12 protein-coding genes are annotated in these 13,101 nt (G+C 70.4%); all 12 read right to left on the bottom strand.

Going from position 1 to position 13,101, the window contains the following annotated elements:
* Positions 1-109 precede the first annotated feature (109 nt).
* Positions 110-1,042, bottom strand: a complete 933-nt coding sequence (locus ACFT32_RS11935) for a glutaminase (RefSeq protein ID WP_382488296.1) — start codon at positions 1,040-1,042, stop codon at positions 110-112.
* Between the two features lie 36 nt (positions 1,043-1,078).
* Entirely contained in the window at positions 1,079-2,488 is a 1,410-nt protein-coding gene (gene aspA, locus ACFT32_RS11930) for an aspartate ammonia-lyase (RefSeq protein WP_382488295.1), read from the bottom strand.
* Between the two features lie 123 nt (positions 2,489-2,611).
* Entirely contained in the window at positions 2,612-3,628 is a 1,017-nt protein-coding gene (locus ACFT32_RS11925; RefSeq protein ID WP_382488875.1) for an asparaginase, read from the bottom strand.
* 32 nt (positions 3,629-3,660) lie between these two features.
* A complete protein-coding gene (locus ACFT32_RS11920; protein ID WP_382488294.1) occupies positions 3,661-5,103 on the bottom strand; it encodes an amino acid permease in 1,443 nt (480 codons plus the stop codon).
* The gene (locus ACFT32_RS11915; RefSeq protein WP_382488293.1) at positions 5,100-5,777 is read right to left on the bottom strand and encodes a FadR/GntR family transcriptional regulator; all 678 of its coding nucleotides are present in this window, start codon (positions 5,775-5,777) and stop codon (positions 5,100-5,102) included. Before ACFT32_RS11915 ends, ACFT32_RS11920 begins: the two co-directional genes overlap by 4 nt.
* 161 nt (positions 5,778-5,938) lie before the next feature.
* On the bottom strand, positions 5,939-6,775 hold the full coding sequence (locus tag ACFT32_RS11910; protein WP_382488292.1) for an undecaprenyl-diphosphate phosphatase: 837 nt from the start codon (positions 6,773-6,775) through the stop codon (positions 5,939-5,941).
* Between the two features lie 100 nt (positions 6,776-6,875).
* Entirely contained in the window at positions 6,876-7,223 is a 348-nt protein-coding gene (crcB, locus tag ACFT32_RS11905) for a fluoride efflux transporter CrcB (protein ID WP_382488291.1), read from the bottom strand.
* A complete protein-coding gene (gene crcB, locus ACFT32_RS11900) occupies positions 7,220-7,693 on the bottom strand; it encodes a fluoride efflux transporter CrcB (protein ID WP_382488290.1) in 474 nt (157 codons plus the stop codon). Before crcB (ACFT32_RS11900) ends, crcB (ACFT32_RS11905) begins: the two co-directional genes overlap by 4 nt.
* A gap of 193 nt (positions 7,694-7,886) precedes the next feature.
* A complete protein-coding gene (locus ACFT32_RS11895) occupies positions 7,887-8,846 on the bottom strand; it encodes an SMP-30/gluconolactonase/LRE family protein (RefSeq protein WP_382488874.1) in 960 nt (319 codons plus the stop codon).
* 50 nt (positions 8,847-8,896) lie between these two features.
* Positions 8,897-9,154 (bottom strand): ArsR/SmtB family transcription factor, encoded by a 258-nt coding sequence (locus tag ACFT32_RS11890; protein WP_382488289.1) that lies wholly within the window; start codon positions 9,152-9,154, stop codon positions 8,897-8,899.
* A gap of 158 nt (positions 9,155-9,312) precedes the next feature.
* Entirely contained in the window at positions 9,313-10,869 is a 1,557-nt protein-coding gene (locus ACFT32_RS11885) for an arabinogalactan endo-beta-1,4-galactanase (protein ID WP_382488288.1), read from the bottom strand.
* Positions 10,870-10,981: 112 nt separating this feature from the next.
* Entirely contained in the window at positions 10,982-13,003 is a 2,022-nt protein-coding gene (locus ACFT32_RS11880; protein ID WP_382488287.1) for a beta-galactosidase, read from the bottom strand.
* Between the last annotated feature and the right edge of the window lie 98 nt (positions 13,004-13,101).

The raw sequence follows: 13,101 nt of genomic DNA, 5'->3' as shown, positions 1-13,101 counted from the left end.
TCTGTTCCAGGAGGAAGCGGCGGCGTGACCGGCCGGTGATCAGGTGCCGGCCGGTGGGCTCGGCGTGCAGGGCACCGCTCGCTTGAAGGGAAACATGCGACAGCCGCCTTCAGAACACCGAAAGGCCCGTCAGCGTCGTGAATCGGTCGAGGGCCGCCACACCCGCCACCGAATTGCCCCGTTCGTCCAGACCCGGGCTCCACACGCACAGCGTGCAGCGGCCCGGGACGACGGCGATGATGCCGCCGCCCACGCCGCTCTTGCCGGGCAGCCCGACACGGTAGGCGAAGTCGCCCGCCGCGTCGTACGTGCCGCAGGTCAGCATGATCGCGTTGATCTGCTTGGCCTGGCTGCGGGTGAGCAGTCGGGTTCCGTCGGCGCGGACACCGTGGCGGGCCAGGAAAGTCGTGGCCAGGGCGAGGTCGGCGCAGGACGCGGTGATCGAGCACTGCCGGAAGTACTCGTCGAGCAGGACCGGCACGGGGTTGTCGATGTTGCCGTAGGCGGCCATGAAGTGGCCGAGGGCTGCGTTTCGGTCGCCGTGCGCCGTCTCGGAGGCGGCGACCTCCTCGTCGAAGGCCAGGCCGGGGTTGCCGCTCTCCGCCCGCAGGAACGCAAGCAGTTCGCCCGAGGCGTCGCCGGTACGGGTGTGCAGCCGGTCGGTGACGACGAGGGCGCCCGCGTTGATGAAGGGGTTGCGCGGGATGCCGTTCTCGTACTCCAGCTGGACGAGGGAGTTGAAGGGGTTGCCGGAGGGCTCGCGGCCCACGTGCTCCCACAGGGCGTCACCCTCGCGGGCCAGATCCAGGGCGAGGGTGAAGACCTTGGTGAGGGACTGCGCGGAGAACGGCTCCCGCCAGTCACCCACGCCGTACACACTGCCGTCGGGTTCGGCGACGGCCATGCCGAACCGGCGCGGGTCGCGGGCGGCGAGCGCCGGGATGTAGTCGGCGGGCCGGCCGCGGCCCGGGGTCCGCTCGATCTCCTCGGCGATGCGCTCCAGGACCGGCTGGAAGGTCGTCGGCGATGTCATGATCACCATTGTCCCTCCGCGCCGGTCCCGGTGCGCTCGCACGGGTCAGGCCTGGGCCGGGCCGCTGCCCGCCAGGACCTCCGGGCGCAGCAGGCCGGCGAGTGTCTCAGCGGGCAGCAGACCCTTCTCCAGGACGAGTTCGGCCACGCCCCGGCCGGAGGCGAGAGCCTCCTTGGCGATGTCGGTGGCCGCCGTGTAGCCGATGTGCGGGTTGAGGGCGGTGACCAGGCCGATGGAGTTCTCCACGGTGGCGCGCAGCGCCTCGGTGTTGGCGGTGATGCCGGCCACGCAGCGCTCGGCGAGCGTGAGGCAGGCCGCGCGCAGATGGGTGATGGACTCCGACAGGGAGTGCAGGATGATCGGCTCGAAGGCGTTGAGCTGGAGCTGTCCGGCTTCGGCGGCCATGGTGATGGTGACGTCGTTGCCGATCACCTCGAAGGCGACCTGATTGACGACCTCGGGGATCACCGGGTTGACCTTGCCGGGCATGATGGACGAACCGGCCTGAACCGGCGGCAGGTTGATCTCGTTCAGGCCGGCGCGCGGACCGGAGGACAGCAGCCGCAGGTCGTTGCAGCTCTTGGAGAGCTTGACCGCGATGCGCTTGAGCACGCCCGACATCTGGACGAAGGCGCCGCAGTCCTGGGTCGCCTCGACGAGGTTGGCCGCGGTCACCAGGGGCAGGCCGGTGAGGGTCGCGAGATGGCGGCGGGCCGACTCGGCGTATCCGGCTGGGGCGTTGAGGCCGGTGCCGATCGCCGTGGCGCCGAGGTTGATCTCATGGATCAGCTCGACGGCCTCGGCAAGACGGGACCGGTCCTCGTCAATCATGACCGCGTATGCGGAGAACTCCTGCCCGAGCGTCATCGGGACCGCGTCCTGCAACTGTGTACGGCCCATCTTGAGCACGTCGCGGAACTCGACGGCCTTGAGGGCGAACGTGTCCTGGAGCACGGACATCGCGTCGAGCAACCCGCGCACCGCGAAGACCGTGGCGATCTTGACTGCGGTCGGGTAGACGTCGTTGGTGGACTGGCCGAGGTTGACGTCCTCGTTCGGGTGCAGGTACCGGTACTCGCCCTTGGCGTGGCCCAGGAGTTCCAGCGCCCGGTTGGCCACGACCTCGTTGGCGTTCATGTTGGTGGACGTGCCGGCGCCGCCCTGGACGACGTCGACCACGAACTGGTCGTGCAGCTTGCCGTCGCGGATCTCACGGCAGGCGGCGACGATGGCGGCGGCCTTCCTCGGGTCCAGCAGACCGAGTTCCTCGTTGGCGAGGGCGGCGGCCTCCTTGACGGCGGCGAGGGCGTCGATCAGATGCGGGTAGGCGGAGATGGGCGTGCCCGTGATGGGGAAGTTCTCGGTGGCACGCAGGGTGTGGACACCCCAGTAGGCGTCGGCGGGCACGTCACGGTCGCCGAGCAGATCGTGTTCGGAGCGGGTGGCGGCGGTCATGAGAGTTCTTTCTGAGGTAAGGGGTGGGTGAGCGCCCCTAGGGGCGCTCGGGGAACTGCGCGATCAACCACGAACAGCCCGCGGACCGGCTACCACCCGCAGTCCCCCATCGGTTCGGCGCGGTTACACGCACGCCGTGGACGGAACCGGATCCAGTGCACGCACCGGCCGCACACAGCCCACCGGTTCGCCACCGCCGAGCAGCGGCTCACCCGCGAACTCGGTGAGCAGCTCCGGGTCGACGCCGGCCCGGGCCAACGCGGCGGCGGTGACCGGGACACGAGCCCGATTCGCACCGTCGGCGATCTTGACTGCCACGGCCCGCCCGTCCGCCAGCGCGGCGACCTGCACCCCTTCGAAGCCGTCCTTGGAGAGCAGCCCGGGCACGGCCCGCATCAGCGCGGCGACGTCCCGGCCGGAGCCGGAGGCCATCTCGGCGTGCTCGCGCATCGCGTCGGCCACCCGGGCCTCGGGCGTGCCCGGTGCCGCGGTGATGACGCGGGCGGTGGCGCGGGCGAGGCCGTGCAGGGAGATGGAGAACAGGGGCGCGCCGCAGCCGTCGACGGTCACCCGGGCGATCCGCTGCCCGGTGAGGTCCTCGACGATCTCGGCGATGGCCTGCTGGAGCGGGTGGCCCGGGTCGAGGTAGTCCTCCAGGGACCAGCCGTTGAGCATGCAGGTGTAGAGCATGGCCGCGTGCTTGCCGGAGCAGTTCTGGGCGAGCCGTGAGGGCATTCGGCCCTCGCGCACCCAGGCGTCCCGCACTACCGGGTCGTACGGCAGGTCAGGGACGTTGCGCAACTGGCCCTCGGTGAGCCCGGCGAGTTCGAGGATGCGCCGGGAGCCGGCGAGGTGGCGTTCCTCGCCGGAGTGGCTGGCCGCGGTCAGCGACAGCAGTTCGCCGTCGAGCGGGAGCCCGGCTCGCGCCATGGCCACGGCCTGTAGGGGCTTGAGCGCGGAGCGCGGGTAGAAGGCGGCCTCGATGTCGCCGAGCTGGAGCTGTACCTCTCCGTCGGCGCCGAGGACGACGACGGAGCCGTAGTGGATGCCTTCGACGATGCCACCGCGGATGAGGTGGGCGACGGGGGCGTGGACGGGTTCACGGACAAGGGGTGCGTCCGCAGGGGAACTGCTGTACATCACTGCCTGCTTCTCGGGGAGCGGCGCGTCGGTCACGCGTCGGTTCCGGTGGTGGACTTGCGTGCGACACGGCCGCGGATGCCGAACCATCCGACGACCAGTGCCCCGACGATCAGCGGCAGGCACAGCACGGTGGTGCGTCCCGCGCCGCCGTCGGCGTACATGAGGACCAGGACGGAGGCGAGGAACGCCAGCGTCACGATCTCGGTCCAGGGGGAGCCCGGGAGCCGGTAGCCCGGGCGGGTCAGCTCGCCCTTCTGGGTCTTCTGCCAGAAGAGGAGGTGACAGATCATGATCAGGCCCCAGGTGGCGAGGATGCCGATCGCGGCGAAGTTCAGCACGATCTCGAACGCCTCGGCGGGCACCACGAAGTTGAGGCCGACGCCCAGGACGCAGACGCCGCTGGTGAGCAGGATGCCGCCGTAGGGGACCTGGCTGCGGCTCATCACGGAGGTGAACCTGGGCGCGGATCCGGCCATGGCCATGGAGCGCAGGATGCGGCCGGTGGAGTAGAGGCCGGAGTTGAGGGAGGACATCGCGGCGGTGAGGACGACTAGGTTCATCACGTCGCCGGCGGCCGGGATGCCGATGTTGCCCAGCACGGTCACGAAGGGGCTCTCGCCGGCGGTGTACTTGTTCCACGGCAGCAGCATCGACAGCAGGACGACCGAGCCGACGTAGAACAGGCCGACGCGCCACATGATCGAGTTGATCGCCTTGGGCATGATCTTCTCGGGGTTCTCGGTCTCACCGGCGGCGACGCCGACCAGCTCGACGGAGGCGTAGGCGAAGACGACGCCCTGGATGATCAGCAGCATGGGCAGCAGGCCGTTCGGGAAGAGGCCACCGCTGTCGCTGATGAGGGACGGGCCGGGGCTGTGGCCGTCGACGGGGTGCTGGGTGACCAGCAGGAAGATGCCGATGCACATGAAGAGGACGAGCGCGCCGACCTTGATGATCGCGAACCAGAACTCCAGCTCGCCGAAGATCTTCACCGATATCAGGTTCACGGTGAGCACCACGGCCAGCGCGATGAGCGCGATCACCCACTGCGGGATGTCGGAGAACATGCCCCAGTAGTGGGTGTAGGTGGCGACGGCGGTGATGTCGGCGATGCCGGTGGTCGCCCAGTTCAGGAAGTACATCCAGCCCGCGGTGTAGGCGCCCTTCTCCCCCATGAACTCTCGGGCGTACGACACGAAGGCACCGGAGGAGGGCCGGTACAGCACGAGTTCGCCGAGGGCGCGTACGACGAGGAAGGCGAAGAGGCCGCAGACCGCGTAGGCGATGAAGAGGGACGGGCCGGCGTCGACGAGGCGGCCGCCGGCACCGAGGAAGAGGCCGGTGCCGATGGCACCGCCGATGGCGATCATGTTGACGTGCCGGGACTTCAGGGACTTGCTGTAGCCGGCGTCTCCGGCATCGACATGGACGGAACGTTTCTGCACTCCTTCGTGCAGGGACTGCTCACTCACGCCTCGGTGCCGCCTTCCGTGGGGGTGTCCGTGCGGGGGGAACGCACGATGTCGGTGAGGGTCGTCTCGACGCGGTCGAGGTGGTGGGCCATGGCCTCCACCGCGTCGTTCTCGGAACCGTCGATCAGCGCCTCGACGATGGCGCGGTGCTCGCGGTTGGACTGCTCGCGGCGGCCGCCCAGCTCGTTGAGGAAGGCGGACTGGCGGGCCAGCGCGTCCCGGATCTCCTCGATGACCCGGCGGAAGACCGGGTTCTGGGCGGCCTCGGCCACGGCGAGATGGAACAGCGTGTCCATGGCGACCCACGCGGTGGTGTCCGTCTCCCTTTCCATCCGGTCCAGGATGTGGGCCAGGTGGTCGAGGTTCTCCGGGGTACGGCGCCGGGCCGCGTATCCCGCGACCGGGATCTCTACGTGGCGGCGCACCTCCAGCAGGTCGCTCGCCGCGTAGTCGCCGAAGGTGGGGTCCTCGACGGTGCTGGCGACGACGAAGGTGCCCTTGCCGGTCCGGGACACGGTCAGGCCCATGGTCTGCAGCGCTCGCAGCGCCTCGCGCAGCACGGGCCGGGAGACCTCCAGGGTGCGGCACAGCTCCGCCTCGGAGGGGAGCTTGTCGCCGATGGCGTACTCGCCTCGCTCGATGGCATCGCGCAGGTGCGCCAGCACCGCTTCCATGGCACTGACCCGACGCACAGGCTGTCCGGCTGTCCGGCTGTCTGACAGGTTCACGGGAGAGATACTCCGGGCGACGGCGGGTGCTGTCAAGGGGCGCGGGGAACGGCGCGACGAGCCACGAAGGCGCCGCAGACGAACGACGGCGCCTACCGGCGGAGCGCTCAGCTGCTGATCACACCCGCTCCGAGCAGGCCGAACAGCAGCACTCCCACGATGATCCGGTAGATCACGAACGCGTTGAAGGAGTGCTTGGCGACAAACTTCAGCAGCCAGGCGATGGAGGCGTAGGCGACGATGAAGGACACGATCGTGCCGACCGCGAGCGGAGCGGCGCCCACGCCGGTGCCGAGGGCGTCCTTGAGCTCGTAGATGCCGGCGCCGGTCAGGGCGGGGATGCCCAGGAAGAAGGAGAGCCGGGTGGCCGCGACGCGGTCCAGGTCCAGCATCAGCGCGGTGGACATGGTGGCGCCGGAGCGGGAGAAGCCGGGGAAGAGCAGCGCGAGGATCTGGGAGCTGCCGACGAGCATGGCGTCCTTGAAGGAGGTGTCGTCCTCGCCGCGCTTGTGCCGGCCCATCTGGTCCGCGGCCCACATCACCCCACTGCCGGCGATCAGCGAGCCGGCCACCACCCACAGCGAGGCGAGCGGGCCCTGGATGAGCGGCTTGGCGGCGAGTCCGACGGCGACGATCGGGATCGTGGCGCAGATGACCCACCAGGCGAACTTGTAGTCGTGGTGGTACCGCTCCTCACGGTCGAACAGACCCCGCCACCAGGCGGAGACGATCCGCACGATGTCCTTGAAGAAGTACACGAGTACCGCGGCGATCGCGCCGACCTGGATGACGGCCGAGAACCCGACCACGGCATGGTCGTCCACGGGGATGCCCATGAGCCCCTCGACGATCTTCAAATGGCCGGTGGAGGAGACGGGCAGGAACTCGGTCACCCCCTCGACGGCTCCGAGGACGACGGCCTGACCGACGCTGATGACGCTCATGGGATCCAGTTCTGCTCGGGGGGAGGCGGGAGCGGAGAGGACCGTCTTACTACACGCGGGCGAGAACGGATCTCAGCCACGCGGCCCGTCTGCGCGCGGTTCACATACGCGCGAGTGCGGCCCCCGCGCATGCCGCCCCGAGACCGGCCACCACACTCGCCGCCACATTGACGGCGGCGTGCAGGCGGGCCCCCGTCTCCGCCAGCCGCAGCGTCTCGTAGGAGAACGTCGAGTACGTCGTCAGGGCCCCGCACAGACCGGTGCCGAGCAGCAGCTGGAGGTGCGAGGCGGCACCGGTGAGCAGGCCGAGGACCAGGCAGCCGGTGACGTTCACCGTGAAGGTGCCCCAGGGAAAGACCGAGTCGTGCCGGGCCTGGACCGCCCGGTCGGTGAGGTAACGGAGCGGGGCGCCGACGATCGCGCCGCCGATGACCAGCAGCCAGTTCACAACGACTCCTTACCCTTCGTGTCCGTCGTGCCCAGGAGCCGGCGGGTCGACAGGGCCCCGAGCCACACCGCCGCGAGGGCCGTGAGCGGGGTCGCCGCGAGATAGGCCAGGCCGGTGCCGACGTGGCCGGTCTCGAGCAGCTTCCGGATGTCGACCGCGTACGTCGAGAAGGTGGTGAAGCCGCCGAGGACGCCGGTGCCGAAGAAGGGCCGGACGAGGGGGTGGACGGCCCGGATCTCGGTGATGACCACCATGAACACACCGATCACGGCACAGCCGGCGACGTTGACCCAGAGGGTCGTCCAGGGGAAGCCGCCCGCGGCGGAGGGCCACCACAGGGAGGCCGCGTACCGGGCGGCCGCCCCCGCTCCCCCGCCTAGCGCCACCACGGTGACGACGAGCGTCTGGGCCCGCCAGGGCGGCGGAGGTGGAGCGGATGTCTGAACGCGGAGGCTCTCGGGGGCTGTCACAGGGGTCCGTCTCCTACTCGCCGGGGCCCGGGATCGTACGGGCGCGTGCCGTCGCAAGTAGGGACCGTTGGCGGCGTCCTCGCCGCGGTTCGGGTACGGCGGGCCCCACCGCCGCGCCGCGAGCGGTGTCGCGGCCGGGTTCAGGTTAACCCCGTGCGGTGTGCCGGTGTGAGGTCCGGGCGGGTGGCTCGGGTCACTTCGGCGCGGGCGGCTCGCAGACGGCCACGCCGGGCTCCCAGAGGCTGCCCAGCACCAGGTGCCCGGCCGCTTCGCACACGCTGGTGACCATGCGGTAGCCGGAGCGGCGGCGGGCGAGGTGGTGGACGACACGGCCCTGGTCGTCGAAGGCCATTACGGCGATCGTGCCGGTGGGGCGGAACGGGGCGCGTACGGCCACGCGGGCGGCGGCGCGGCGCACCGAGGGCGTGCCGCGGTGGAGCAGATCGAGGGGCGCAACGCGGGGTCCGGCCAGCGCGACCCAGACCGGCCCGTCCGGGGCGCCGCGCCAGAGGTTGTCGGGCATGCCCGGGAGGTTCTCTGCGAAGGGCTCGCTGCGTCCGGCCTGAGGCCCGGTGAGCCAGTGGCGGACGAGCCGGCAGGCGCCGGTCTCGGCGACGACGAGGAAGGACTCGTCGGCGCCTACGGCGAGGCCGTTGGCGAACTGCAGCCCGTCCAGCACCACCTCGGGGGTGTCGTCGCCGGGAGCAAGGCGCAGCAGCCGTCCCGTTCCGATGTGCTCGACGATGTCGCCGATCCAGTGCTCCAGGGGGTGACGGCGGCTGGAGACGGTGAAGTAGACGGTGCCGTCGGAGAGGGACACGACGTTGCTGCAGAACCGCAGCGGCTCCCCCGCGACCGAGTCGGCGAGGATGCGGACCGTGCCGTCGCCGGTGTCGACGCGCAGCAGTCCGCGTTCGGCGTCGCACACCAGCAGGTCGCCGTCCGGGAGGAGTTCGAGCCCCAGCGGCCTGCCACCGGTCTCGGCGATCACCTCGGTACGGGCCGTGACCGGGTCCGCCAGGCCGTCGAGACGCAGGATGCGCCCGTCCGCGACGCCGGTCAGCACACGGCCGCGCGGATCGGCGACCACGTCCTCGGGGCCGTGGCCCATGGCGATGTAGTGGCGTGGGACGAGTGCCGGGGGACGGTCCATGGTGCGCATGCCCTTCATCCTCAGGAGGAGATACCGCGGTACCGAGTCGCCTACCAGCCCTTTTCAAACATGCGGGCGACCTCGGCGATCCGCATCTCGTCGCGGTGGTATCGCACGCGGCCCGCGGACCGGCTGGTGCGCAGCATGCCGGTGGCTTCGAGCAGCCGGAGGTGGGTGACGGCGACCGGGCGGGCCAGCGAGAACCTCTCGGCGACGGCGTCCGCGGTGACCCCGCCCTCGGCGGGGCCGGGTTCCTTCAGCCAGGCCAGGATGCGCAACCGCGTCTCGTCCGTGGGAGTCCTCAGCATGTCGTGCCCCTGCCTCGCGGCTCTCGCTCTCTTACCGCGTTCTTCCCACTGTCTCGCAGCCCAAGCCGCCGCGTCCGGCAGTCGGCACCGTTGACCGATACCGAACTGCCATACGCCCTGGCGAAGTTCAAGGCGGGGCCTCGTTCCGCCCGGTGAGGTCAGCGGTGGCGGAACCAGGACATCGACGAGAGCGCCCGGTCGTCGTAGCCGAACAGCGCCTGGTTCTCCCAGCCGTTGCCGGAGGACGCGTCGGTCGGGTCCCAGCCGTTGCCGCCCACCGCGGTCCAGGTGGCCTCCCAGTAGAAGATGCCGAGGCCCCGGCCGTTCGGGACGGCCTCCACGATGCTCGCCACGTCGTTCATCCACCGGGTCTGGCCGGCCACGCTCGCCGGATAGCCGGGGACCAGCTCGCCGGTGAGGTCGATGATGTTCTCGTGCGCGTCCTCGCTGTCCAGGCGGAACGGGTAGGCGGTCTCGGCGACATACACCGGCTTGCCGTAGCGGGTGGCCGCGTCGTCGAGGGTGGTCTGGAAGTCGGCCAGCGTGCCGTGCCAGTAGCCGTAGTACGACAGGCCGATCGCGTCGAACTTCACACCGTTGGACCGCGCGCTGTCGAACCACCAGCGGGTGCCGGCCAGGTCACCGCCCTCGGCGAGGTGCAGGGCGACGGTGGTGGACGAGTTGACCGCCTTGACGGCGTCGTAGCCGGAGTTGAGCAGACCGGCCAGTTGCGTCCAGTTGGACGTGGATCCCTCGTTCCACAGCATGCCGCCGTTGATCTCATTGCCCACCTGGACCATGTCGGCGGTGGTGCCCTGCGCCTTCAAGGCGTTCAACACGTCGTACGTGTGGTTGTACACGTCCGTCCTGAGTTGACCGTACGAGTGTCCGGCCCAGGCTGCGGGCTTGTCCTGACGGCCCGGGTCGGCCCAGAAGTCCGAGTAGTGGAAGTCGACCAGCAGCTTCATGCCCTGCGCCTTGACCCGCTTGGCCATGGCCAGGACGCGTGCCTTGTTGTTGTAGCCGTCGGCCGGGTTCACCCACACCTTGAGGCGCGCGTAGTTCATGCCGGACGACTTGAGGACGGCCAGGGCGTCGCCGGCCGTTCCGGAGCTGGTGCGGTAGACACCGCCCTTGGCCTCGCTCTTGGCCAGGGAGGAGATGTCGGCGCCCTTGATCGACGTACCGGATGTGCCCGACGTGAAGGTCAGGTCGTCAACATTGATCCAGTTGCCCGCGTTCGCGTCACTGTTGATGCTGATGGTGCATTGGTTGCCGGTCACATTGACCGGCACGACGATCCGGATCCACCCACTGGCCGAGACCGGCAGATCGGTGCGCTGCTCGGCGCCGCCGCAGTTCTTCAGCGCCAGGTACGCGGACTTCTGCCCGCCGCCGGAGCGCACCCAGGCGGTGAGCTTGTAGCTGCCGTTGGTGAGTCCTGACAGGTACTGGTAGGTCTCCGCCTTGTAGGCAGTGGAGGCCCAGTGGCTCAGCCGGTGGCTCCCGCCGTGGCCGCCGGCCTCGACGAACGAGGCGCCGGTGTCGCCGTACTCGGACCAGCCGCTCGGCGTGGCCGCGCCCGAACCGTCGGTCTCGAAGCCTCCGTTGGTGAGGGTGCTCGCGGCCTGGGCGGTCTGGGCGGGCAGGGCGGTGAATGCGAGCCCTGCGGCGAGCGGCAGCAGGGCTCTGAGCGTGCGTCTGGGATGGAACATCGTCGTCCGTCGTCCCTTCGACGTCGGGGATGGGGGTGCTCCTCACCGGGGGGGCCGGTGAGGGGCCCCTCCGCCCGCGGCTCGTGGGCTCGCGCGGGCGGAGGGAGTCGGTTCAGCCGTCGAGCCGGACGACCCGGACGGCGCCGGCCGGGACCGCGAGGCGGCCGGCCGCGGGTTCGCCGGTCAGCAGCTCGGTGCCGGGGGTCTCCAGCGGCACCTTGGTGTCCGAGCCGGTGTGGTTGAAGGCGAACAGATAGGTGCCCGAGTCGCCGGAGCGGCGCACCACTTCGACGTCCCGGGGCAGGTCGGCGCGCGGGGCGAGGCGGGCGTCCTCGATCGCCCGGCCGAGCAGCGCGTCGAGGCCGTCGGTGTCGAGCCGGGTGGAGACGTACCAGGCGGTGCCCTCGCCGAGGCGGTGCCGCGTGACGGCCGGGCGGTCCGCGGTGAGGCCGTCGGCGTACGTCCAGACGGTCTCGGCGCCGCGCGGCACCACGAACTCGGTCCATACATCGGCGACCGGTTCGGAGCCGTCGGTGCCGGTGACGCGGACCCGTTCACCGGGCAGCAGCGGTGAGAACTCCTCGACCGTGACGCCGAGGACGTCCCGGAGCGGGCCGGGGTAGGCGCCCTCGTGGACGGCGTCGTGCTCGTCGACGATGCCGGAGAAGTACGAGACGACCAGTGTTCCGCCGTTCTCGACGTAGGCCTTGAGGTTGTTCCCGGCCGTCTCCGTCATCAGGTACAGGGCCGGTACGACGACAAGGGGATACCTCGACAAGTCGGCTTCCGGGTGGGCGAAGTCGACGGTGAGGTGGCGGTCGTAGAGGACCTCGTAGAAGGCGTCGGCGCGTTCGCGGGCGTCGTGGTCCTCGCTGGGGCGCCAGTCGAGGTTCTGCGCCCACCAGGAGTGCCAGTCCCACAGCACGGCCACGTCGGCCTCGGTGCGGGTGCCGCGGATCTCGCTCAACGTCTCGACGGCCGCGCCGAGATCGGTGACCTCGCGCCAGACGCGGGTGTCGGTGCCGCCGTGCGGGAGCATCGCCGAGTGGAACTTCTCGGCGCCGCGCCGGGACTGGCGCCACTGGAAGAACATGGCGCCGTCGGAGCCGCGCGCCACATGGGCGAGGGAGTTGCGGGCCAGCTGGCCCGGGGCCTTGGCGGGGTTGCGGGGCTGCCAGTTGACGCCCGAGGTGGAGTGCTCCAGGAGCAGCCAGGGGGCACCGCCCGCGACGGAGCGGGTGAGGTCGGCGGCCATCGCGAGGTTGACGTGGGTGCGGCGGCCGTCGGTGATCAGGTAGTGGTCGTTGGTGACGATGTCGACTTCGCGGCCCCAGGCCCAGTAGTCGACGGAGTCGCACTGGCTCAGGGCCGTCATGAAGTTGGTGGTGACCGGGACGCCCGGTGAGAGGCGGTGCAGGATGTCCCGCTCCGTCACGAAGTTCTCGCGCATGGTGGCGTCGGCGAACCGCTTGTAGTCCAGCGCCTGGCCGGGGTTGACGGACGTCGGGGTGAGCCGGGGCGGGTTGATCTGCCCGAAGTCCGCGTAGCGCTGGCCCCAGAAGGCCGTGCCCCAGGCCTCGTTGACGGCGTCGACCGTGCCGTACGTCGTCGCGAGCCAGCGGCGGAAGTGCGCGGCGCACGCGTCGCAGTAGCAGGCGGAGACGGGGACGCCGTACTCGTTGTGCACGTGCCACATCGCCAGGGCCGGGTGGTCGCCGTAGTGCTCGGCGAGCTGGGTGGTGATGGCCGCGGCGGCGGAGCGGTAGTCGGCGTTGCTGTGGCAGATCGCGGCGCGGGAGCCGAACTCGTGGCGTACGCCCTCCGGCGTCACGGGCAGGGCCTCGGGGTGGGCGCGGTAGAACCAGACCGGCGGGCAGACGGTGGGCGTACCGAGGTCGACGCGGATGCCGTTCTCGTGCAGCAGGTCGAGCACGCGGTCGAGCCAGCCGAAGTCGTAGACGCCGGGCGACGGCTCCAGCAGCGCCCAGGAGAAGATCCCGACGCTCACCATCGTGACGCCGGCCTCCCGCATCAGCCGGACGTCCTCCTGCCAGACGCTCTCCGGCCACTGCTCGGGGTTGTAGTCCCCGCCGAAGGCGAGCCTGGTGAGGCCCCTGGGGGTGGTCTCCGGCATGGATGGTCTCCCGGTCGGTCGATCAAATGGGAACGTGCACACACAGCGGCGCAGTGCGGAGCCCAACATAACCGCACAGCAACAACCATTGACAAGTG

It is taken from the genome of Streptomyces sp. NPDC057002, assembly GCF_042673825.1.
Lineage (GTDB): Bacteria > Actinomycetota > Actinomycetes > Streptomycetales > Streptomycetaceae > Streptomyces.
Note: the sequence above shows the minus strand (reverse complement) of the source record. Positions and strands in the feature narration are given on the sequence as shown.